The organism is Parajatrophihabitans canadensis (assembly GCF_053764775.1).
On sequence record NZ_CM132445.1, the window covers coordinates 4,057,752 to 4,077,877 of the forward strand.

Annotated in this window: 28 protein-coding genes; 1 reads left to right on the plus strand and 27 read right to left on the minus strand. The window is 63.7% G+C overall.

The window, feature by feature from the left end; translation table 11 throughout:
* From rpmD to rpsL, 24 genes are all read right to left on the minus strand, one after another.
* A complete protein-coding gene (gene rpmD, locus ACSMXN_RS19525; RefSeq protein WP_022913994.1) occupies positions 1–183 on the minus strand; it encodes a 50S ribosomal protein L30 in 183 nt (60 codons plus the stop codon).
* A gap of 12 nt (positions 184–195) precedes the next feature.
* A complete protein-coding gene (gene rpsE, locus ACSMXN_RS19530) occupies positions 196–855 on the minus strand; it encodes a 30S ribosomal protein S5 (RefSeq protein ID WP_022913995.1) in 660 nt (219 codons plus the stop codon).
* Positions 856–902: 47 nt separating this feature from the next.
* A complete protein-coding gene (rplR, locus tag ACSMXN_RS19535; protein ID WP_022913996.1) occupies positions 903–1,292 on the minus strand; it encodes a 50S ribosomal protein L18 in 390 nt (129 codons plus the stop codon).
* Positions 1,293–1,295: 3 nt separating this feature from the next.
* On the minus strand, positions 1,296–1,832 hold the full coding sequence (gene rplF, locus ACSMXN_RS19540; RefSeq protein WP_022913997.1) for a 50S ribosomal protein L6: 537 nt from the start codon (positions 1,830–1,832) through the stop codon (positions 1,296–1,298).
* Between the two features lie 11 nt (positions 1,833–1,843).
* The gene (rpsH, locus tag ACSMXN_RS19545; protein WP_022913998.1) at positions 1,844–2,251 is read right to left on the minus strand and encodes a 30S ribosomal protein S8; all 408 of its coding nucleotides are present in this window, start codon (positions 2,249–2,251) and stop codon (positions 1,844–1,846) included.
* Between the two features lie 207 nt (positions 2,252–2,458).
* Positions 2,459–2,644 carry a type Z 30S ribosomal protein S14 gene (locus ACSMXN_RS19550; protein WP_081649180.1) on the minus strand — a complete coding sequence of 62 codons (186 nt, stop codon included), beginning with the start codon at positions 2,642–2,644 and terminating at the stop codon, positions 2,459–2,461.
* A 3-nt stretch (positions 2,645–2,647) separates the two neighbouring features.
* The gene (gene rplE, locus ACSMXN_RS19555) at positions 2,648–3,232 is read right to left on the minus strand and encodes a 50S ribosomal protein L5 (RefSeq protein ID WP_022913999.1); all 585 of its coding nucleotides are present in this window, start codon (positions 3,230–3,232) and stop codon (positions 2,648–2,650) included.
* Between the two features lie 3 nt (positions 3,233–3,235).
* Positions 3,236–3,550: a 50S ribosomal protein L24 gene (rplX, locus tag ACSMXN_RS19560; protein WP_022914000.1), complete on the minus strand. Its 315-nt coding sequence runs from the start codon at positions 3,548–3,550 to the stop codon at positions 3,236–3,238.
* A gap of 2 nt (positions 3,551–3,552) precedes the next feature.
* Positions 3,553–3,921, minus strand: coding sequence for a 50S ribosomal protein L14 (rplN, locus tag ACSMXN_RS19565; protein WP_022914001.1), 369 nt, complete (start codon positions 3,919–3,921; stop codon positions 3,553–3,555).
* A 111-nt stretch (positions 3,922–4,032) separates the two neighbouring features.
* Positions 4,033–4,326 carry a 30S ribosomal protein S17 gene (rpsQ, locus tag ACSMXN_RS19570; protein ID WP_022914002.1) on the minus strand — a complete coding sequence of 98 codons (294 nt, stop codon included), beginning with the start codon at positions 4,324–4,326 and terminating at the stop codon, positions 4,033–4,035.
* A complete protein-coding gene (gene rpmC / locus ACSMXN_RS19575) occupies positions 4,323–4,550 on the minus strand; it encodes a 50S ribosomal protein L29 (protein WP_022914003.1) in 228 nt (75 codons plus the stop codon). Before rpmC ends, rpsQ begins: the two co-directional genes overlap by 4 nt.
* Positions 4,550–4,969, minus strand: coding sequence for a 50S ribosomal protein L16 (gene rplP / locus ACSMXN_RS19580; RefSeq protein WP_022914004.1), 420 nt, complete (start codon positions 4,967–4,969; stop codon positions 4,550–4,552). Before rplP ends, rpmC begins: the two co-directional genes overlap by 1 nt.
* A 2-nt stretch (positions 4,970–4,971) precedes the next feature.
* The gene (gene rpsC, locus ACSMXN_RS19585) at positions 4,972–5,910 is read right to left on the minus strand and encodes a 30S ribosomal protein S3 (protein WP_022914005.1); all 939 of its coding nucleotides are present in this window, start codon (positions 5,908–5,910) and stop codon (positions 4,972–4,974) included.
* Complete coding sequence (rplV, locus tag ACSMXN_RS19590; protein ID WP_022914006.1) at positions 5,910–6,335, minus strand: 50S ribosomal protein L22; 426 nt, start codon at positions 6,333–6,335, stop codon at positions 5,910–5,912. Before rplV ends, rpsC begins: the two co-directional genes overlap by 1 nt.
* 64 nt (positions 6,336–6,399) lie before the next feature.
* Complete coding sequence (gene rpsS, locus ACSMXN_RS19595) at positions 6,400–6,678, minus strand: 30S ribosomal protein S19 (protein WP_022914007.1); 279 nt, start codon at positions 6,676–6,678, stop codon at positions 6,400–6,402.
* 15 nt (positions 6,679–6,693) lie between these two features.
* Positions 6,694–7,527, minus strand: a complete 834-nt coding sequence (gene rplB, locus ACSMXN_RS19600) for a 50S ribosomal protein L2 (protein WP_022914008.1) — start codon at positions 7,525–7,527, stop codon at positions 6,694–6,696.
* A 20-nt stretch (positions 7,528–7,547) separates the two neighbouring features.
* The gene (gene rplW / locus ACSMXN_RS19605; RefSeq protein WP_022914009.1) at positions 7,548–7,844 is read right to left on the minus strand and encodes a 50S ribosomal protein L23; all 297 of its coding nucleotides are present in this window, start codon (positions 7,842–7,844) and stop codon (positions 7,548–7,550) included.
* The gene (gene rplD / locus ACSMXN_RS19610; protein WP_022914010.1) at positions 7,844–8,536 is read right to left on the minus strand and encodes a 50S ribosomal protein L4; all 693 of its coding nucleotides are present in this window, start codon (positions 8,534–8,536) and stop codon (positions 7,844–7,846) included. Before rplD ends, rplW begins: the two co-directional genes overlap by 1 nt.
* 5 nt (positions 8,537–8,541) lie before the next feature.
* Positions 8,542–9,195, minus strand: a complete 654-nt coding sequence (gene rplC, locus ACSMXN_RS19615; protein WP_022914011.1) for a 50S ribosomal protein L3 — start codon at positions 9,193–9,195, stop codon at positions 8,542–8,544.
* 34 nt (positions 9,196–9,229) lie between these two features.
* Positions 9,230–9,535: a 30S ribosomal protein S10 gene (gene rpsJ, locus ACSMXN_RS19620; protein WP_003938093.1), complete on the minus strand. Its 306-nt coding sequence runs from the start codon at positions 9,533–9,535 to the stop codon at positions 9,230–9,232.
* Positions 9,536–9,691: 156 nt separating this feature from the next.
* The gene (gene tuf / locus ACSMXN_RS19625; RefSeq protein ID WP_022914012.1) at positions 9,692–10,885 is read right to left on the minus strand and encodes an elongation factor Tu; all 1,194 of its coding nucleotides are present in this window, start codon (positions 10,883–10,885) and stop codon (positions 9,692–9,694) included.
* A 108-nt stretch (positions 10,886–10,993) separates the two neighbouring features.
* Positions 10,994–13,090, minus strand: a complete 2,097-nt coding sequence (fusA, locus tag ACSMXN_RS19630; protein WP_022914013.1) for an elongation factor G — start codon at positions 13,088–13,090, stop codon at positions 10,994–10,996.
* A gap of 46 nt (positions 13,091–13,136) precedes the next feature.
* Entirely contained in the window at positions 13,137–13,607 is a 471-nt protein-coding gene (gene rpsG / locus ACSMXN_RS19635) for a 30S ribosomal protein S7 (RefSeq protein ID WP_022914014.1), read from the minus strand.
* Complete coding sequence (gene rpsL, locus ACSMXN_RS19640) at positions 13,607–13,981, minus strand: 30S ribosomal protein S12 (RefSeq protein WP_022914015.1); 375 nt, start codon at positions 13,979–13,981, stop codon at positions 13,607–13,609. Before rpsL ends, rpsG begins: the two co-directional genes overlap by 1 nt.
* 790 nt (positions 13,982–14,771) lie before the next feature.
* On the opposite strand from rpsL, the gene ACSMXN_RS19645 reads away from it, so the two are divergent.
* Positions 14,772–14,975 (plus strand): cold-shock protein, encoded by a 204-nt coding sequence (locus tag ACSMXN_RS19645; protein ID WP_022914017.1) that lies wholly within the window; start codon positions 14,772–14,774, stop codon positions 14,973–14,975.
* 176 nt (positions 14,976–15,151) lie between these two features.
* Here ACSMXN_RS19645 and ACSMXN_RS19650 read toward each other — a convergent pair whose 3' ends face one another.
* Genes ACSMXN_RS19650 through ACSMXN_RS19660 form a run of 3 tightly spaced genes read right to left on the minus strand, consistent with a single transcriptional unit; the run spans position 15,152 to position 20,047 of the window.
* On the minus strand, positions 15,152–16,264 hold the full coding sequence (locus tag ACSMXN_RS19650) for a lysylphosphatidylglycerol synthase transmembrane domain-containing protein (protein ID WP_155958427.1): 1,113 nt from the start codon (positions 16,262–16,264) through the stop codon (positions 15,152–15,154).
* A gap of 34 nt (positions 16,265–16,298) precedes the next feature.
* On the minus strand, positions 16,299–17,543 hold the full coding sequence (locus tag ACSMXN_RS19655) for a glycosyltransferase family 4 protein (protein WP_022914019.1): 1,245 nt from the start codon (positions 17,541–17,543) through the stop codon (positions 16,299–16,301).
* Positions 17,540–20,047 (minus strand): bifunctional phosphatase PAP2/O-acyltransferase family protein, encoded by a 2,508-nt coding sequence (locus tag ACSMXN_RS19660; protein ID WP_022914020.1) that lies wholly within the window; start codon positions 20,045–20,047, stop codon positions 17,540–17,542. Before ACSMXN_RS19660 ends, ACSMXN_RS19655 begins: the two co-directional genes overlap by 4 nt.
* Positions 20,048–20,126 lie beyond the last annotated feature (79 nt).

Sequence of the window (20,126 nt, forward strand, 5' to 3'; positions counted from 1 at the left end):
TTACTCAACCTCCTCGACCGCGACCAGATGGGTCACAGTCCGGACCATTCCGCGGATCTCGGGCCGGTCTTCTTTGACAACGACATCGCGTACCCGCTTGAGGCCGAGGGTCCGCAGCGTCTGACGCTGGTTGTCCTTCGACCCGATCTCGGATCGCGTCTGAGTGATCTTCAAACGTGCCATCAGGCTCGCCCCCTATGAACTCTGGCCCGCACGGGCCCGCAGCAGGCCGGCTGGCGCGACGTCCTCGAGCGGTAGACCGCGGCGCGCGGCAACCTCTTCAGGACGGACCAGCTGCCTGAGGGCGGCTTCCGTGGCGTGCACGATGTTGATCGGGTTGTCCGAGCCGAGGGACTTGCTCAGAATGTCGTGGATGCCTGCACACTCCAGGACGGCGCGCACCGGGCCACCGGCGATGACGCCGGTACCTGGGCTGGCCGGCTTGAGCAGGACCACTCCGGCGGCCTTCTCGCCCTGTACGGGGTGCGGAATGGTCTGCGCGATGCGCGGCACCTTGAAGAAGTTCTTCTTGGCTTCTTCAACGCCCTTGGCGATCGCGGCCGGAACCTCTTTGGCCTTGCCGTAGCCGACACCGACCGTGCCGTCACCGTCGCCGACGACGACGAGGGCGGTGAAGCTGAAGCGGCGACCACCCTTGACGACCTTGGCCACCCGGTTGATGGTGACTACGCGCTCTAGCAGCGCGCTCTTCTCCGCACCACCGCGGCCGCCATCGCGGCCACCGTCACGGCGGTCACGACCGCCGCGCTCGTTGCCACCGCGCTCGTTACCGCCGGTGCGTTCGTTGCCACCGGTGCGCGGACCGCGTTGCGTTCCCTGGGTTGCGGAAGCCATCAGGCGTTCCCCTCACTCTGTATCTCGAAAAACTTGCGGGTCATGACTCAGAACTCCAGACCGGCTTCGCGGGCGGCGTCGGCGAACGCGGCGATCCGCCCGGTGTAGGTGTTGCCACCACGGTCGAAGACGACCTGGGTGACGCCGGCGGCCTTCGCGGCTTCGGCCAACTGTTGGCCAATCACCTTGGCCTGGTCGGTCTTGTTTCCGTCGCTGAGCTTGAACGTGGACGCCGAGGCAAGGGTGACACCCTTGCTGTCGTCAACAACCTGAACGAACAGATGACGGGCCGAACGGCTGACGACCAACCGCGGACGCCCTGACGTCCCGACGACCTTCTTACGCAGGCGGAAGTGCCGACGTGCCTTTCCGCTACGGCGAGTCGCTGAAACTCCAGCGGAACGCCGTGCGCGCTTAACGATGCCTGAGGCAGCCATGACTTACTTACCCGTCTTTCCGGCTTTGCGGCGAATGACCTCACCCTGGTACCGCACGCCCTTGCCCTTGTACGGGTCAGGCTTGCGCAGCTTCCGGATGTTGGCGGCCACTTCGCCGACCTTCTGCTTGTCGATGCCTTCAACCGCGAAGCGGGTGGGGGTCTCGACCTTGAATGAAATACCGTCCGGGGCTGCGACCAGCACCGGGTGGCTGAAACCAAGAGCGAACTCCAGGTCAGCGCCCTTCGCGGTGACGCGGTAACCCGTACCAACGATTTCGAGATTCTTGATGTAACCGGTGGTGACTCCGGTGACCATGTTCGCGATGAGGGTCCGTGACAGACCGTGCAAAGCCTTGGAGATGCGCTCGTCGTCCGGACGCGCAACCTGCAGCGTGCCCTCTTCTTGAGCGACCGTGATGGGCTCAGCGACGGTGTGCGACAAGGTGCCCTGTGGGCCCTTCACCGTGACCGTCTGGCCCTCGATGGCAACGTCAACGCCACTCGGAACAGGAATCGGCAGCCTGCCAATGCGACTCATGCTGCGCTCCCCTACCAGACGTAGGCGAGGACTTCCCCGCCTACTCCACGCTTAGCGGCCTGCCGGTCAGTAACCAGACCGGACGAGGACGAGATGATGGCGATGCCGAGGCCACCGAGAACTCGGGGCAGGCCAGTGGACTTTGCGTAGACGCGTAAACCGGGCTTTGACACACGACGTACGCCAGCGATGCTTCGCTCGCGGTTCGGCCCGTATTTGAGGTCCATGGTGAGAACCTTGCCGGGCGCGTCGCCTTCGGTGTCGGTAACGGCAAAGCCACCGATGTAACCCTCTTGCTGCAGGATCTCGGCGATGTGCGCCTTGAGCTTGCTGTGGGGCATCGAGACTGTGTCGTGAAAGGCCGAGTTAGCGTTGCGCAGACGAGTCAACATGTCTGCGATCGGATCGGTCATCGTCATGAGCGGGCCTCTGCGTGCAGGCCGTCAAAGAGCGTGGTCATCAAGGGTCTTACCTCTCTCGAGGCGGTTCCGTCACCCAGCGCGGCGGAGCCGCGTTATGAATGAGGCCTACTTCGAAGCAATGGTCAACCAGACAAGTTTGCCTGATTGTGGCTCGATTCCGAAATCGAGCGCGGATCGTGAAATGTAATGTGCGACGAGTGCTCGTTACCAGGAGGACTTGGTAACACCTGGCAGCTCGCCTGCGTGCGCCATTTCGCGCAAGCAGATGCGGCACAGGCCGAACTTTTTGTAAACCGAGTGCGCTCGTCCACATCGCTGACAACGGGTGTACCCACGCACAGCAAACTTCGGCTTGGCAGCCGCCTTGTTCCTAAGGGCAGTCTTGGCCATTGCTTAGTTCTCCTTGAACGGGAAGCCGAGCTGGCGGAGCAGCGCGCGTCCCTCGTCATCGGTCTTGGCGGTGGTCACCACGGTGATGTCCATGCCCCGCTGGCGATCGATCGAATCTGGATCGATCTCATGGAACATCGACTGCTCGGTGAGACCGAAGGTGTAGTTGCCGTTTCCGTCGAACTGCTTCGGTGAGAGGCCGCGGAAGTCGCGAATACGGGGCAGGGCCAGGCTCAGCAGCCGGTCCAGGAATTCCCACATACGGTCGCCGCGGAGGGTGACCTTCGCGCCGATCGGCATGCCCTCGCGCAGCTTGAACTGCGCGATGGATACGCGAGCCTTCTGCACGAGCGGCTTCTGGCCGGTGATCAGCGTGAGATCGCGAACGGCGCCGTCCATCAGCTTGGCGTCCTTCGCAGCCTGCCCGACACCCATGTTCACGACGATCTTGACGACGCCCGGAACCTGCATGGGGTTGGAATAGGAGAACTCGTCCTGAAGGGCAGGCACGATCTCGGACCGGTACCGCTCTTTCAGCCGCGGCGCCGGCACGCTGGCCGTGTCGACAGTGCTTGACTGGGAGGTCATGACTTACAGGTCCTTTCCAGTGCGACGCGACACGCGAACGTTGCGGCCGGTCTCTTCGTCGCGTCGGTAGCCGACGCGAGTCGCCTTGCCGTCTTCGACGATCATCAAGTTGCTGACGTCGATCTTCGCTTCTTGGGTCACGATGCCGCCGGTCTTGGCGCCGCGAGCGTTCGATGACACCGCAGTGTGCTTGGTGACTCGGTTGATGCCCTCGACGATGACCTTGTTCTCGGTTGGGTATGAGGCCAAGACCTTGCCCGTCTTGCCACGATCCTTACCTGCAATTACGACGACGTCGTCGCCCTTTTTGATCTTCATGTCTAGAGCACCTCCGGTGCCAGCGAGATGATCTTCATGAACTTCTTGTCACGCAGCTCGCGGCCAACCGGGCCGAAGATGCGGGTTCCACGCGGTTCGCCATCAGCCTTGATCAGCACGGCAGCGTTCTCGTCGAACTTGATGTACGAGCCGTCGCCACGGCGACGCTCCTTCACGGTCCGGACGATCACGGCCTTCACCACATCGCCCTTCTTCACACCGGCACCTGGCAATGCGTCCTTGACGGTCGCGACGATGATGTCGCCGATGCCCGCGTAACGACGACCCGAACCGCCCAACACGCGGATGCACAAGATCTCTTTGGCTCCGGTGTTGTCGGCGACACGTAGTCGCGACTCCTGCTGAATCACAGCCGTACTCCCACTTCTGATTGGCTAACCGAGCCGTTGAATACCGACTCTTACTATGCCGACTTACTTTCGCCCGGTCTGCCGGGCGAAACGTTGTGCTCTCAGCGTTTGCTACTTGGCCTTCTCGATGATCTGAACAACGCGCCAGCGCTTGGTCGCCGACAATGGCCGGGTCTCCATGAGCAGCACGCGGTCACCGATGCCAGCCTCGTTGGCCTCGTCGTGCGCCTTGAGCTTGTTGGTACGGCGGATCACCTTGCCGTACAACGGGTGCTTGACGCGGTCTTCCACGGCGACGACGACGGTCTTTTCCATCTTGTCGCTGACGACCAGGCCCTCGCGGACCTTGCGGTCAGAATCGCGGACGGCCGTCTCGGTTTTGCTTACGGCAGCGGACTCAGTCATGCCGCACCTCCTTCAGGGGCGACCGAAAGGCCGAGCTCACGCTCACGCAGGATCGTGTAGATCCGCGCAATATCGTGACGCACGTCCCGCAGTCGCCGGTTGTTGTCCAGCTGTCCGGTCGCCATCTGGAAGCGCAGGTTGAACAGCTCCTCCTTGGACTCACGCAGCCGGGTCTGGAGCTCTTCGTCGTGCAGCTCGCGCAGTTCTACTGACGTAATGGTCATCAGATGTCACCCACTTCCCGCTTCACGATGCGGCATTTCATCGGCAGCTTGTGGATGGCCCTGGTCAGGGCTTCCTTGGCTACGGTCTCGTTCGGGTACGAAAGCTCGAAGAGCACGCGACCCGGTTTGACGTTTGCGACCCACCATTCGGGCGAGCCCTTACCGGAACCCATCCGGGTCTCGGCCGGCTTCTTGGTCAACGGGCGGTCCGGGTAGATGTTGATCCAGACCTTGCCACCACGGCGGATGTGCCGGTTGATCGCAATACGCGCCGACTCGATCTGCCGGTTGGTGACGTAAGCCGGCTCCAACGCTTGTACGCCGTACTCACCGAAGGTGACCTTGGTGCCGCCCTTGGCCGCGCCGGTGCGGTCCGGGTGATGCTGCTTGCGGTGCTTGACCCGCCGGGGAATCAACATGGTTAGCTCTCAGTCCCTGAAGTGTTCTCAGTGGTGTCAGCCGCTACTGGTGCGGTCTCAACGGCTGGCGTCTCGGTCGCAGGGGTCTCGGCTACTGGCGCCTCGACGGCAGCGGTGTCGACGACCGGCGCCTCGACGGCAGCGGAGTCGGCGACCTCGGTGGTGCCGGCGTCAGCCGCCCGACCGGCCTCGGTAGAGACGCCAGTCGTGCCCTGTGAACCGGAGCGACGTGGGCGGCTAGCCGAAGCAGGCCTGTCACGTCGTTGGCGCAGTGCCTCGGCAGCCACCGCGGCCTCGCGCTCCGCGCGCGAACCGGTCGGCACCTCGCCCTTATAGATCCAGACCTTCACGCCGATGCGGCCGAAGGTGGTGCGGGCCTCGTAGAAGCCGTAATCGATGTTGGCGCGCAGGGTGTGCAGCGGCACGCGACCCTCACGGTAGAACTCTGACCGGCTCATCTCGGCACCGCCGAGGCGACCAGAGCACTGGACCCGGATGCCCTTCACGCCTGGGCTCTTCAGCGTCGACTGCATGCTCTTGCGCATCGCGCGTCGGAAGCTCACGCGGTTGGACAACTGCTCGGCCACACCCTGCGCAACGAGCTGGGCATCGGCTTCGGGGTTCTTGACCTCGAGGATGTTCAGCTGAACCTGCTTGCCGGTCAGCTTCTCGAGCTCGCCGCGGATGCGGTCGGCCTCGGCGCCACGGCGACCGATCACGATGCCCGGACGGGCGGTGTGGATATCAACGCGAACGCGGTCACGGGTGCGCTCGATCTCGACCTTCGCAATGCCGGCGCGCTCCATGCCTTTGGACATCAGGCGTCGGATCGCTACGTCTTCTTTTACGTACTCGGCGTAGTTCTTGTCGGCGAACCAGCGACTCTTCCAGTCCGTGGTAATACCGAGGCGGAACCCGTTCGGGTTTACCTTCTGACCCATTAGCGGGTGCTCCCCTTCTTGGCGTTTCGAGATACGGGCTTGGCAGGCCTGGCAGCCTTGTCGATGCTCTCGACCTCGATCGTGATGTGGCTGGTGCGCTTGCGGATGCGGTACGCCCGGCCCTGCGCCCGCGGCTGGAACCGCTTGAGTGTCGGCCCCTCGTCCACGAAGGCGCGAGACACGATCAGGGTGTCCTCGTCCAGGTCGAAGTTGTTGGTGGCGTTGGCGATCGCGGACGCGAGCACCTTCGCAACCGGCTCAGACGCAGCCTGTGGGGCGAACTTGAGCACTGCGAGTGCGTCCGCGGCCGGCTTGTTGCGAATGAGCTCGATGACGCGGCGCGCCTTCATGGGCGTCACGTTGACCTGCGACGCCCGCGCGAATGCGGTGCGCGCGTCGCCGTCATCTGGAACGTTGGCTGCCATCTGCGATATCCCTTAGATCTCTTAGCTTTGCTATCTGTCGGCTGGGTGGGCTACGAGTCGGTGACTACCGGCGAGACCGGCGGTCATCCTTGATGTGGCCCCTGAAAGTCCGCGTCGGAGCGAACTCGCCGAGCTTGTGCCCGACCATGCCTTCGGTGACGAAGACCGGGACGTGCTTACGTCCGTCGTGCACGGCGATCGTGTGCCCGAGCATGTCCGGGATGATCGTCGAGCGGCGCGACCAGGTCTTGATCACGTTCTTGCTGCCCGCATCGTTCTGCACGTCCACCTTTTTGAGCAGGTGATCGTCGACGAAGGGACCCTTCTTCAGTGACCGTGGCATAGTCCGTGGCTCCTCTTAACGCTTCTTGTTGCTCTTACGACGGCGCACGATCATCGAATCGCTTGCCTTACGGGTACGGGTACGGCCTTCGGGCTTGCCGGCCGGGTTCACCGGGTGACGCCCACCGGACGTCTTACCCTCACCACCACCGTGTGGGTGGTCAACCGGGTTCATAGCGACACCACGCACGGTGGGACGTTTGCCCTTCCAGCGCATGCGGCCGGCCTTGCCCCAGTTGATGTTGCTCTGCTCGGCGTTGCCCACCTCGCCGACGGTGGCGCGACAGCGCACGTCGACGTTGCGGATCTCGCCGGAAGGCATCCGCAGCTGCGCGAACGGTCCCTCTTTCGCGACGAGCTGCACACTCGCGCCGGCGGAGCGGGCGATCTTCGCGCCGCCACCGGGTCGTAGCTCGATCGCGTGGACGGTGGTACCGACCGGGATGTTGCGCAGCGGCAGTGCGTTGCCCGGCTTGATGTCGGCGCCCGGGCCGTTCTCGATCCCGTCGCCCTGCTTCAGATTGCGCGGCGCGAGGATGTAGCGCTTCTCGCCGTCGGCGTAGTGCAGCAGTGCGATGCGAGCGGTGCGGTTCGGGTCGTACTCGATGTGAGCGACCTTCGCCGGCACGCCGTCCTTGTCGTTGCGACGGAAATCGATGACGCGGTAGGCGCGCTTGTGTCCGCCACCCTGGTGGCGCGTCGTAATGCGACCGGTGTTGTTACGGCCACCCTTGTTGTGCAGCGGACGAACCAGCGACTTCTCCGGCGTCGTGCGAGTGATCTCGACGAAGTCGGCGACACTCGAACCACGACGACCGGGAGTGGTCGGCTTGTACTTACGGATACCCATTCGAATTCAGTCCCTTGTGCCTAGGCTGCCGGTCCGCCGAAGACCTCGATGCGGTCTCCCTCGCGGAGGGTGACGACCGCGCGCTTGATGCTCTTGCGCTGGCCGTAGCCGAATCGGGTCCGCTTGCGCTTGCCCTGTCGGTTGAGGGTGTTCACGTCGGTGACCTTGACGTTGAACACCTTCTCGACCGCGATCTTTATCTGAGTCTTGTTGGCGTCCGGGTGGACGTCGAACGTGTACTTGTTCGCATCCAACAAGCTGTAGCTCTTCTCCGAGATGACCGGAGCGAGCAGCACATCGCGATGATCGTCAAACATCAGCTTTCTTCCTCTTCTACCTCAGCCGAGCTCGCGGCGCCCTTGGCGGACTTGCCGTTGGCCGGACCTGCGAGGAAGACGTCAAGCGCCGCCTCGGTGAACACCACGTCGTCGGATACGAGGACGTCGTAAGTGTTCAGCTGACCGGGCTCGAGCAGGTGGACGCCAATGCTGTTACGCAGGCTGAGCCAGGTGAGCTCGTCGTTGCGCTCGGCTACGACCAGGATGTTGCGGTTCTCGCTGATCGCGGCAAGTGCCGTCGACGCAGCCCTCGTTGAAGGCACATCGCCCGCGACGAGCGATGACACGACGTGGACGCGGTCATTACGAGCGCGGTCCGACAGGGCACCGCGCAGCGCAGCCGCCTTCATCTTCTTCGGAGTCCGCTGGTCGTACTTGCGAGGCTGCGGGCCGTGCACGACGCCACCGCCGGCAAACTGCGGAGCGCGAGTCGAACCCTGGCGGGCGCGGCCGGTGCCCTTCTGGCGATACGGCTTCTTGCCGCCACCGCGAACCTCACCACGGGTCTTGGTCGACGCCGTGCCCTGCCGAGCGGCAGCGAGCTGAGCGACCACGACTTGGTGGATGAGCGGGATGTTCATGGCGACGTCAAAAATCTCCGCCGGCAGTTCGACCGAGCGGGGCTTGGCCGACGTGTCCGCCGGGTTCACGACCTCGATAGTCAACGACATGAGTGTCAGGCCCCCTTAACAGCTGATTTGACTGCGCTACGCACGAGGACAAGGCCACCCTTGGGCCCGGGTACGGCACCCTCGATGAGCAGCAGGCCACGCTCGTTGTCGACCTTCACCACTCGCAGGCTTTGGGTCGTCTGCTTGTCGACACCCATCCGGCCAGCCATCCGCATACCCTTGAAGACGCGGGCCGGCGTGGAGCAGCCACCGATCGAGCCCGGCTTGCGGTGGTTGCGGTGCGAACCGTGGGACGAGGACACACCGTGGAAGCCGTGTCGCTTCATGACACCGGCAGTCCCCTTGCCCTTGGTCGTGCCGCTCACGTCGACGGACGCTCCGTCAGCGAAGATCTCGGGTCCGAATTCTTGACCGATCTCAAAGCCGTCGGTGCTCTCGGTGCGGAGTTCGACCACGTGGCGCCGTGGCGTAACGCCGGCTGCCTGGAAGTGACCAGCCAGCGGCTTGGTCACCTTGCGCGGATCGATCTGGCCGTAGGCGAGCTGAACAGCGGTGTAGCCGTCCTTCTCCTGGGTCCGGATCTGGGTCACGACACAAGGCCCGGCCTGGACGACGGTCACCGGGACGACCCGGTTGTTCTCGTCGAAAATCTGGGTCATGCCGAGCTTCGAGCCGAGGATTCCCAGTGTTTTGGGCATCTGCTTAGACATTTCAATCTCTCGCTAACCGCTGCTACTGGATGTTCACGTCGACGCTGGCCGGAAGGTCGATGCGCATCAGCGCGTCAACCGTCTTTGGCGTCGGGTCGAGGATGTCGATGAGACGCTTGTGGGTGCGCATCTCGAAGTGCTCGCGGCTGTCTTTGTACTTGTGCGGCGAGCGAATAACGCAGTACACGTTTTTCTCGGTCGGCAATGGCACCGGTCCGACAACGCGAGCGCCGGTACGCGTAACCGTTTCAACGATCTTGCGCGCGCTGGCGTCGATAGCCTCGTGGTCATAGGCCTTGAGCCGAATGCGGATCTTTTGTCCAGCCATAGTGGCTTTCTCGTCCTCACTGTTATCGATGATGCGTACTGCCTGGGTTCAAGCTCGCGGCCCGATGTTCTGGACCGAAGCGATCTACTGCTGTCGGACTGGCCCATTCGATGCGAGGCGGCCGGGTGACCCCGGCCGCCTCGCGACCAAACGGTGTTACTTGATGATCTTGGTGACCCGACCGGCGCCGACGGTGCGGCCACCCTCACGGATCGCGAACCGCAGACCATCTTCCATCGCGATGGGCTGGATCAGTTCGACCAGCATCTCGGTGGTGTCCCCCGGCATGACCATCTCGGTGCCCTCAGGAAGGGTCACCACGCCGGTCACGTCCGTGGTACGGAAGTAGAACTGCGGGCGGTAGTTGTTGAAGAACGGCGTGTGACGGCCGCCCTCGTCCTTCGAGAGGATGTAGACATTCGCCTCGAAGTTGGTGTGCGGGGTGGTCGTGCCCGGCTTGATGATGACCTGGCCACGCTCGACGTCCTCGCGCTTGATGCCACGAAGAAGCAGCCCCACGTTCTCGCCGGCCTGACCCTCGTCGAGCAGCTTGCGGAACATCTCGATACCGGTGACCGTGGTGGTCTGCTTGGTCTCGTGGATGCCGATGATGTCGACAGTCTCGTTGACCTTCAGCACACCGCGCTCGATACGACCGGTAACAACCGTGCCACGACCGGTGATGGTGAAAACATCCTCGACCGGCATCAGGAACGGCTTGTCGATCTCACGCTCTGGCTGCGGGATCGAGTCGTCGACGGCGTCCATCAGGGTGAGCAGGGCCGCGCCCCACTCGGCGTCGCCTTCGAGTGCCTTGAGGGCAGAGACGCGCACGATGGGTGCATCGTCGCCCGGGAACTCGTACTGGTTCAGCAGTTCGCGAACCTCGAGCTCGACGAGCTCCAGAATCTCTTCGTCGTCGACGACGTCTGCCTTGTTGAGGGCAACGACGATGTACGGCACGCCGACCTGGCGGGCCAACAAGACGTGCTCCTTGGTCTGCGGCATCGGGCCGTCAGTGGCCGACACGACCAGGATCGCGCCGTCCATCTGTGCGGCACCGGTGATCATGTTCTTGATGTAGTCGGCGTGACCGGGGCAGTCGACGTGCGCGTAGTGGCGCTTCTCGGTCTGGTACTCGACGTGCGCGATCGAGATCGTGATACCGCGCTGGCGCTCTTCGGGAGCCTTGTCGATCTGGTCGAATGCCGACGCCTCGTTCAGGGTCGGGTACTTATCGTGCAGCACCTTGGTGATGGCTGCCGTCAGCGTCGTCTTGCCATGGTCGATGTGACCAATGGTGCCGATGTTGACGTGCGGCTTCGTCCGCTCGAACTTCGCCTTCGCCACTGTGGATCCTCTCCCTCTTTCGGGTTCTTATGTCTGTGATTGGTCTTGTGATGTCTGATGATGCTGGTCGTGCAGGGCCGTGCTTTTACTCAGGCGACCGAGGCTCGCTTACTCCCCCGTCGCCTTCGCAATGACTTCCTTCGCCACGTTCGCGGGAACTTCGGCGTAGGAATCGAACTGCATGGAGTAGCTGGCCCGGCCCTGCGTCTTGGAACGCAGATCGCCGACGTAACCGAACATCTCCGACAGCGGAACCAGCGCCTTCACGACCCGGGCTCCTGACCTCTCCTCCATGGCTTGAATCTGGCCACGGCGGGAGTTGAGGTCGCCGATCACGTCACCCATGTTTTCTTCCGGGGTGGTGACCTCGACGGCCATCATCGGTTCAAGGAGCACCGGGCTGGCTTTACGCAGCGCAGCCTTCATCACCATCGAACCGGCAATCTTGAACGCCATTTCAGAGGAGTCGACCTCGTGGTAGCCACCGTCGAGCAGGCTGAGTTTCACGCCCACCATCGGGAAGCCGGCCAAGATTCCGTACTGCAGGGCCTCCTGCGCGCCAGCGTCCACTGAAGGAATGAATTCCTTCGGGATGCGCCCACCGGTGACCTTGTTCTCGAACTCGTAGGTCGGGCCGTCTGACGTAAGCTCCAGCGGCTCGACGGAGACCTGGACCTTGGCGAACTGGCCGGAACCGCCAGTCTGCTTCTTGTACGTCAGGTCTTCGCGGTCAACCGTGCGACGAATCGTCTCGCGGTAGGCCACCTGCGGCTTGCCGACGTTGGCCTCGACCTTGAATTCGCGCCGCATGCGGTCGACAAGGATCTCCAGGTGGAGTTCGCCCATACCGCCGATAACCGTCTGACCAGTGTCTTCGTCGTTGTGGACCTTGAAAGTCGGGTCCTCTTCGGCGAGCTTCTGGATCGCGACGCCGAGCTTCTCCTGGTCGGACTTCGTCTTCGGCTCGATGGCGACCTCGATGACCGGAGCAGGGAACGTCATCGACTCGAGGATGATCGGCTTCGCCGGATCGGACAGCGTGTCACCAGTCGTGGTCTGCTTCAGGCCGGCCACGGCGATGATGTCGCCAGCACCGGCGCGAGGCATCTCTTCACGCTTGTTGGCGTGCATCTGGTAAATCTTGCCGATGCGCTCCTTGCGGTCCTTGGTGGAGTTCAGAACCTGCGAGCCGTTTTCGAGGACACCGGAGTAGATCCGGACGTAGGTGAGCTTTCCGAGGTGCTGGTCGGTCGCGATCTTGAACGCGAGAGCAGCCAGCGGCTCCGACTCATCCGTCTGACGGACGGCTTCAGTCTCGCCGTCCATCAAGGTGCCGGTCACGTGGTCGACGTCCAGCGGCGACGGCAGGAAGTCCACCACCGCATCGAGCATCGGCTGGACACCCTTGTTCTTGAACGCCGAGCCCGTGAGCACCGGGTTCAGTTTGTCAGCCAGGGTGGCCCGACGAATAGCAGCCTTCAGCCTTTCGACCGAAAGCTCCTCGCCGTCGAGGAATGCCTCTGCGATCTCGTCGTCCACATCGGACAGCGTCTCCAGCAACGTCTCACGCCACTGGTTCGCCTGGTCGAGCAGATCGGCGGGGATCTCCTCGATGGTGTAGTCCTCGCCCTTTTCGGTCTCGCCACGCCAGACCAGCGCACGCATTCCGAGCAGGTCGACGACGCCGATGAAGTCAGCCTCGGCACCGATCGGAATCTGGAGTACCAGTGGAGTTGCGTTCAGCCGGTCCTTCATCATCTGCACGCAGCGGAAGAAATCGGCACCGGTCCGGTCGAGCTTGTTGACGAAACACATGCGGGGGACGTTGTACTTGTCCGCCTGCCGCCAGACCGTCTCGGTCTGCGGCTCGACGCCTGCGACGCCGTCGTAGACGGCGACTGCACCATCGAGCACGCGCAGCGAACGCTCTACTTCAACCGTGAAGTCGACGTGTCCGGGCGTGTCGATGATGTTGATCGCGTGACCCTTCCATTCGCACTTGGTGGCGGCGGAAGTGATCGTGATACCGCGTTCTTGCTCCTGCTCCATCCAGTCCATGGTGGCTGCGCCGTCGTGGACCTCACCGATCTTGTAAGAGATACCGGTGTAGAAGAGGATGCGCTCGGTCGTCGTGGTTTTACCCGCGTCGATATGAGCCATGATCCCGATGTTTCGGGTCTTGGCGAGCTCGGCTTTGTTGGCCATCGTTCCTTCTCTAAATCGTGTATGGATGCTGGAGCGGTCGGACGAGTTACCAGCGGTAGTGCGCGAAGGCCTTGTTGGACTCGGCCATCTTGTGGGTGTCTTCGCGACGCTTCACGCTGGCTCCCAGGCCGTTGCTCGCGTCCAGCAGTTCGTTCATAAGTCGCTCGGTCATCGTCTTCTCGCGACGCGAGCGGGAGTAACCAACCAGCCAGCGCAGCGCGAGGGTCGTCGCGCGGCCGGCCTTGACCTCAACCGGCACCTGATAAGTGGCACCACCGACGCGGCGGCTCTTGACCTCGAGCGACGGACGGATGTTGTCCAGGGCCCGCTTGAGCGTGACAACCGGGTCGGTCCCGTTCTTCTCACGGGCGCCTTCGAGCGCGCCGTAGACGATGCTTTCCGCGGTCGACTTCTTGCCGTCCAACAGGATCTTGTTCACCAGCTGAGTCACCAGCGGCGAGCTGTACACCGGGTCGACCACAAGGGGGCGACGCGGAGCCGGGCCTTTGCGGGGCATTAGCTCTTCTCCTTCTTCGCGCCGTAGCGGCTGCGGGCCTGCTTGCGATTGCGGACGCCTTGGGTGTCCAGCGAGCCACGAATGATCTTGTAACGGACGCCGGGGAGGTCCTTAACACGACCACCACGGACGAGCACGATGGAGTGCTCCTGAAGGTTGTGGCCGACGCCGGGGATGTAGGCCGTGACCTCGATACCACTGGTCAGCCGAACGCGAGCGACCTTGCGCAGCGCAGAGTTCGGTTTCTTGGGCGTAGTCGTATAGACACGGGTGCAGACACCACGTCGCTGCGGAGAACCCTTCAGCGCCGGGGTCTTGGTCTTCCCGATCTTGTCCTGCCGGCCCTTACGGACCAGTTGCTGGATCGTAGGCATGCGGCCTGCAATCTCCTCGCTCGTCTGCGGTACGTCCTGGACTCGAAGACCTGCCCTGGTGCCAATTTCTCGGCGGCGGACCGGCTTCAAACCCGGCAACGTGTCTGCTCTGCTGTTGTCACCTTCCGGTCCACGGGGTCGGGCGTGTCGCGCCCCATCCCATGGATATCCGCACGAAATAATCGAGTGGATACCGGACGGTCCGGGCCCGTCAAAAGCCTGCTGGGCCAACTTTCGGCCAGCAGTCATCGATGACGAGCACGGGTGGGCACCCGGAGGCTCCGGGCACAAGGTAAAACAATACCGGGGCAGGCGCTGGTATCAAAATCGGGCCAATCAACAGAACCGGTGATGGCCCTCTACCTCGTGCCCTACCTCGCGGCCTATTTCGTGAACGACTTCGTGAACGACTTCATGAACTAACTAGGGACCGTTCAACTAACCAGGCCAGCAGCGGAACAATCCGACATCTCGGGTGTTCTATGCCTAATCCCGAGTCTCTTGTCTGCATGACGCTCTGTATAACGCTCGGCGGCGACGAATCAATCCCCCAGACGTGACGAACCCCCGCAAAGAGGCCCCCGCTGACCGCCCAAATCGGGGGGTGCGGTACGCCACACTTGCGTGCTACCGTTCAGGCGGTTGTAGTTGCAGTTTTCCACGATCGTTTTTGAACGCCCGCGGTTTCTAGCAGCGGGCGTTTTGCTTTCCTCGAACCGGGAACGCGCAAAGCCGCAACCCGGGGCCCGCACAGTGCGGTTCCCGAACCGCATTGAGCAAGGAGAAGTACATGGCACAGGGAACCGTGAAGTGGTTCAACGCTGAAAAGGGCTTCGGCTTTATCGCGCCGGACGGTGACGGCCCGGACGTGTTCGTCCACTACTCGGCCATCGCCAGCCAGGGCTACCGGAGCCTGGATGAGAACCAGCGCGTGGAGTTCGAAACCACCCAGGGCCAGAAGGGCCCGCAGGCGGAGAACGTCCGCCCGCTCTAAGCCTTCCGCGCCGCCAGGCGTGATGTAACACAAACAGTCACGAACAATCACAAGGGCCGTCCCCGGCTACGGGTACGGCCCTTGTGCTGTCCGTGCTGTCCGTGCTGCCCCGTGCTGCCCGTCCTGTCGGTGCTGTCCGTGCTGTCCGGCGATCCACCCCAGGGCGAGCGGCCACCTCAGGTTGTTGCGCCCGCCCAGCGCTGTCCCCGATCCTCCGGCCGCTTGCGAGGCAGTATGCCCCGGCGACGATCGGCGACGATTCCGAGGTAGGCCACCAGGCCCACCGGCAAGGGCAACCAGAAGTTGAACAACCGCCACATCAGCACGCCGAGGACCGCGATCGAGGAGTCCGTGCCGAAACTTGCCAACAGCGGTACGAGGGAACCTTCGATCAGTCCGAGACCCCCAGGCGAAATGGGTATCGCACCAGCTACCTGCGCAATACAGAATGCGATGGTCACCTCCCCGAAGTTGGGCGTCACTCCGAATGCCCGCAACGACGCCCAGAGCGCGAATAGGTCGAATACCCAGTTGGCAAGCGACCAGGTACAGACCCAGGCGGTTAGCCAGGGACGCCTGACCAGCTCACGAATGCGGTCACACAGCCGCACGACGAAGTTGCTCACCCGCTCAGGGGTCATCCGAGGTAGCCCGCCGAACAAGCGGCCGGCAAAGTGACCGGTTCGATGGCTGTGTCGAACCATTACCCACAACCCGCCGAGAAGGAACACCAGCATCAGACCGCCGGCCGCCGAAACAGCCAGGTAGGCCGGCGAGGCGGATTGACCGAGCGCCGCGAAACCGAGAGCCAGCCACAGCATGATCTGCAGCATCACCCCGGACACAATCGATTGCAGGACCTTGGCCGAGCTCGCGGAGACGGCACCTACACCCTCCTCTGCCAGCAGCCCATACCCCAAGGCCGTGCCCGCCGCCGATCCCGCGGGAACTGAGTGGCTCAGGGCGACAGTGACCAGATCAAGCCGAAAAACACGAGGCAGGGAAGGCCGCCCTGACTCTGGCAGGAGGGCGAACGTGACCAGGCTGAACCCGATCAGCGAGGCGATCTCGGCCACGCCGGCGAGGATGATCCAACCCGCCGAAGCTGATCCGAGCTGATCGAGTGCCTTTTTTGCCTCGTCGACCTTCGGGACGAGGATGAGCGCGGCCACCGCCAGCGTCGCCATGACCAGCGCCCAGCGAAGCGGGTGATGAGGATGAAGGCCATGCCTCGCTGGCACCGCCTCAGCGCTTGCTAGTGCCTCCTCACTCGGTACTCCCTCACTCACGAGGTACTCCCTCGCTCATGAGGTGTTCCTTCACTCACGCCGAGCGCCCCCCGGCGGGGTTGTCGCGGTCACCGAAGTACGTCCATCGACGACGACGGCTCAGCTCCTGCGGCAGCACCGGGGTCAGGTCTGGTCCGCCCTCGGGCTGGACGTTCGCTAGCTTCTCGCCGCGCAGAATCGCGGCAAGCCGCTGCGCGGCGGCAGGCCACGTCCACTGCTCGGTCACCCAGCGACGGCCCGCCTCACCCAGGACGTGGCCCTGACCTCCCGAGGCAAGTACCCCGACGAGCTTCATGGCTACCCGCTCGGGCATCCGAGCGTCGATGAGCAGACCCGTCTTGCCCGGCTGCACCGACGCAGCACTGCCGCCGGATTTTCCAACCACCACTGGCAGTCCACTGGCCGAGGCCTCCAAGACCGACAGACCGAGTCCTTCGGTTTGCAATCCGCCTCGGTCGTCCCGGCACGCCAATACAAAAACCGTCCCGCAGTCGTAGTGCGCCGGCAAGTCCGCGTAGGTCACCGGTCCGGTGACGACCACCGAACCAGGCTCCTGCTCGGCGGCGAATGACCGAAGTGCTTTGAGCATCGGCCCGTCACCGACAATCAGCAGCCGCGCTCGCGGCACCATGCGGCGCACCTCGGGCCAAGCCTGCATGAGCACATCGAAGCCCTTGCGCCGCACCAGACGGCCGACGCTGACGACGACCGGATCATCACCGAAGCCGTACCGCTCGCGAATTCGCCGGCCGCCAGCGCCGGGATGAAAACGGTCGATATCAGTGCCACCGGCCAGCTGATCGAGGTTCGTTCGCCCGTGCACGACTGGATCAAGTTGCGCTCGGGTGGCCTCACTCAGGTAGGTCATCGTGTCCACCGACGCTGCCATCCGGCCGAACGCGAGTCGAGTTGGCCAGGCCCGAAGCCAGCCCAGCTCCTGGCCGTGTGTCGAGCCCACCAGACGGCTCAGACCCGCTCGACGCAGAAGCGGTGCGTACAAACCGAACGGCGCCATCGCAGTAATCCAGCCGACCTCCGCGCGGTGTTCGGCGACGATGTGCGGCAGATCGCGGAACAGTAGGTAGCCGTGTCGCCGTATGACCGGGAATGGCAGTCTGGCATCGAACTGGGCGGCGCCTGACCAAGCAGGTGCGATCACGATCAACTGCTCGGCGGGTAGCCGCCGGACGAACTCCCAGGTGAAAGTCTGGACCCCGCCGGTTTCTGGCGGAAAGTGGCCGGTAACGACCACGGTGCGTGGAATCTCGAGGCCGGTCACGACGCCCCCTGGCTGACTTCGCCATCGACATCGGAGAGATCGTCGGGCTGAGTCGATTCCGCTAATTCGGCCAATCCAGTCGATTCTGCCAATTCCGCCTCGGCCTTCTCGATAACTGCGACCACCCGGCCCGCGAGCCCGTCTCCGGCATGCAGGACGGCGGCCTCCGGTAGAACCGCGACGTCAACGATGACCGACACGCAGAACTGTCCGGCCCAGCCCAGGGTGCCGACGCCGACCGGTACGCACTCGGCCAGCGGAATGATGGGGTACACGTCGAGAATCGGGGCGCCAGCCATGGCGAGCGACTCCGTCGGGCCGGGCATATTGGACACGATCACATTGAAGAACCGACCGTGGTACATCGCCCGGGCCGCGGCGCCGTGCAGCGGTGGCGGTAGCACACCGATCACTCGCATCACGAACGTCGTCGCGAGTGCTCGCCCGGACCGCCTGCGGACCCTGGCCATCGACGCCGTCCGCCGGATCCGCTCGACAACCGACATCGGTGCCAGCGGAACGTCGAGGCGCAGCGCTGCCGTCAGATTTCCCGGCTGCGCCCGGCGACCGGTGCCAGCGGGCGCCGGCAATCTGGTCGTCACCGGAACCGCCGCCCTCAACTCCTGACGGTTCGGGTCGATCCCGCGCTCCCGCACGATCTCGCCCAGGACTTCGGTCGTGGCCGCCAGCAGCACGTCCGTTACTCGGGTTTGGGTTTCGCGAGCGAGTCGCTGAACGCCGTCCAGCGACGTCATCGCGAACGAGTAGTCGCGCTGCCCGTTGAGCGGCCGGGTGAATGACAACTTGTCGGCTAGCCCGTCACGTGCCAGGCCCACCAGACCGGTAGCCCCCGCGGCCAATCGGATCGGCAGTGCCGGTGGCGCGAACGCCGAGAGGTCGGGCAACGGCAACACGGGCTCGAACAGCATCCTGAGGATGTCGACGACTCCCAAACCGTCGGCGAAGCTGTGATGCATGATCGCGATCGCAGCGGATTCGTCCGGGCCGACGTTCGGTACGAACCAGAGCTGCCACATCGGTCGGGATCGGTCCAGCTCCTGCTCGGCAAGCCTGGCAACGGCGTTCGCGAGCTCACGTCGCCCACCCGCTCCTGGCAACACCAGCTCACGGACGTGCCAATCGATATCTACCTCAGCGGGCATCCAGCGGGCATGCCGAAACCTCCCGGCCGGCTTGACGCACTCGGTGAACCGAGGCATCTGCCGGTATTGGGCGGCCACCAGTTCACGCATGGCCGCGAGGTCGAGGGTTCGGGCTGCCCTGGTCCGGTCCAGCAGGACAAAGCCGCCGACCGGCTGTTGCACAGCCGCAGACTCGACGTGCAGGAAGAACTCGTCCTGCGCGGCCATCCGCTCGCCGCGTCCGGTCGATCGGCTCCGCCCAACGTGCGGCGCTGAAAGCTCGACGGCGGACTCAGTCGCCCCCGAATCGGACGGTCGGGGGTCAGGCGCCGCCATCGCGCCCGTACTCGTCAACGCAGGCGAGGCTAACGCCGGGCTGGGACCCCGCGCGACAAACACCGGTGCGATCCGATTCAAGGGTGACTTCAGCCGCGGCGCGAGCCTCGGCCCGATTCGTTTCCACATCAAGCTGCGGTGCCTTTCGACCAGGACTGCAACGGCGATGAGCACAGCGCCACCGACCGCATCGAGCAGGTAATGATTCGCCGTAGCGACGATCACCAGCACGGTGATCGTCAGTTGGAGTGCTGCCAGAACTGCGGCCCAACGGGAGCGGCCGAGCCGAACAGCCACGAGTAGCACCCAGATACCCCACGCGGTGTGCAGGCTGGGCATCGCGGCGTGTTGGTCTGCGGCCGCAGATACATTTGCATTACCCCACGAGAACGGCGGGCGATGCTGGGAAACCACGTCGACAAACCCGGCGTTCGGTAACAACCGTGGCGGTGTCACCGGGTACAGCGCGAAAAAGATGATAGCTATCAGGGTCGTCCAGGCCAGCACGTTGCGCGCCCACGGATAGCCCGCTCCTCGACGCCACCAGGTCAGAGCGAGCACGCCGAAGGTCGAGACGATGTAGGCGAGCGCATACTCCCACGCTGCAAGGACACCGAGCACGTTGCTGTGCAGCAGACCACTCTGCAGCCATCGCTCGATGTCGAGATGCAGCCACCGTTCCGCCGTGAGTAGATCGCGGCCGTGCTGAGCTGCCGCGGGCTCGTTGATGGGCACGTTGTGCACGACGAACAGATAGGCCATCCACAGGGCAAGGGCACAGAGCAACTGGAGGACCCCGTCGCGCAGCCTCGGCGCAAGGGCGATCCGTCGCGCCTGATAGCGGGCACCGTGCAGTATCCGCTGAGCCGTCGAGGCGGGCAGCGATGGTCGCGACAGCAGAGTCGCGCTGTCACTTCGCGATTCGGAACGGTCGATGGAATCGGTGGAAACACCGCCGGCGCGATTGCGGGGCACTTCGGCCTCGCGATCTGACCAGTCCCCACCCGGCCGCAGCGTCACGGTCATCGGGCCTCCCTATGCTGCTGGTCATGCGCGGAGGCTGTTCTCTCGCACACCGATCCGACGACATCGTCTGATCGGACCC

Coding starts and splice junctions, on each gene's coding strand:
- rpmC (WP_022914003.1), bottom strand. CDS start 4,550: ATGACCATTACGTCAGTAGAACTGCGCGAGCTGCACGACGAAGAGCTC.
- rpsS (WP_022914007.1), bottom strand. CDS start 6,678: ATGCCACGGTCACTGAAGAAGGGTCCCTTCGTCGACGATCACCTGCTC.
- ACSMXN_RS19550 (WP_081649180.1), bottom strand. CDS start 2,644: ATGGCCAAGACTGCCCTTAGGAACAAGGCGGCTGCCAAGCCGAAGTTT.
- rplV (WP_022914006.1), bottom strand. CDS start 6,335: ATGGCAGCCAACGTTCCAGATGACGGCGACGCGCGCACCGCATTCGCG.
- ACSMXN_RS19645 (WP_022914017.1), top strand. CDS start 14,772: ATGGCACAGGGAACCGTGAAGTGGTTCAACGCTGAAAAGGGCTTCGGC.
- rplC (WP_022914011.1), bottom strand. CDS start 9,195: ATGCCCAAAACACTGGGAATCCTCGGCTCGAAGCTCGGCATGACCCAG.
- rplD (WP_022914010.1), bottom strand. CDS start 8,536: ATGTCGTTGACTATCGAGGTCGTGAACCCGGCGGACACGTCGGCCAAG.
- rpsQ (WP_022914002.1), bottom strand. CDS start 4,326: ATGACTGAGTCCGCTGCCGTAAGCAAAACCGAGACGGCCGTCCGCGAT.
- rpsG (WP_022914014.1), bottom strand. CDS start 13,607: ATGCCCCGCAAAGGCCCGGCTCCGCGTCGCCCCCTTGTGGTCGACCCG.
- rplR (WP_022913996.1), bottom strand. CDS start 1,292: ATGGCTGCCTCAGGCATCGTTAAGCGCGCACGGCGTTCCGCTGGAGTT.
- rplE (WP_022913999.1), bottom strand. CDS start 3,232: ATGACCTCCCAGTCAAGCACTGTCGACACGGCCAGCGTGCCGGCGCCG.
- rplF (WP_022913997.1), bottom strand. CDS start 1,832: ATGAGTCGCATTGGCAGGCTGCCGATTCCTGTTCCGAGTGGCGTTGAC.
- rpmD (WP_022913994.1), bottom strand. CDS start 183: ATGGCACGTTTGAAGATCACTCAGACGCGATCCGAGATCGGGTCGAAG.
- rpsJ (WP_003938093.1), bottom strand. CDS start 9,535: ATGGCTGGACAAAAGATCCGCATTCGGCTCAAGGCCTATGACCACGAG.
- rpsE (WP_022913995.1), bottom strand. CDS start 855: ATGGCTTCCGCAACCCAGGGAACGCAACGCGGTCCGCGCACCGGTGGC.
- rplX (WP_022914000.1), bottom strand. CDS start 3,550: ATGAAGATCAAAAAGGGCGACGACGTCGTCGTAATTGCAGGTAAGGAT.
- rplW (WP_022914009.1), bottom strand. CDS start 7,844: ATGTTTGACGATCATCGCGATGTGCTGCTCGCTCCGGTCATCTCGGAG.
- rpsL (WP_022914015.1), bottom strand. CDS start 13,981: ATGCCTACGATCCAGCAACTGGTCCGTAAGGGCCGGCAGGACAAGATC.
- ACSMXN_RS19660 (WP_022914020.1), bottom strand. CDS start 20,047: ATGACCGTGACGCTGCGGCCGGGTGGGGACTGGTCAGATCGCGAGGCC.
- rpsC (WP_022914005.1), bottom strand. CDS start 5,910: ATGGGTCAGAAGGTAAACCCGAACGGGTTCCGCCTCGGTATTACCACG.
- rplB (WP_022914008.1), bottom strand. CDS start 7,527: ATGGGTATCCGTAAGTACAAGCCGACCACTCCCGGTCGTCGTGGTTCG.
- fusA (WP_022914013.1), bottom strand. CDS start 13,090: ATGGCCAACAAAGCCGAGCTCGCCAAGACCCGAAACATCGGGATCATG.
- rpsH (WP_022913998.1), bottom strand. CDS start 2,251: ATGACGATGACCGATCCGATCGCAGACATGTTGACTCGTCTGCGCAAC.
- rplP (WP_022914004.1), bottom strand. CDS start 4,969: ATGTTGATTCCCCGGCGGGTCAAGCACCGCAAGCAGCATCACCCGGAC.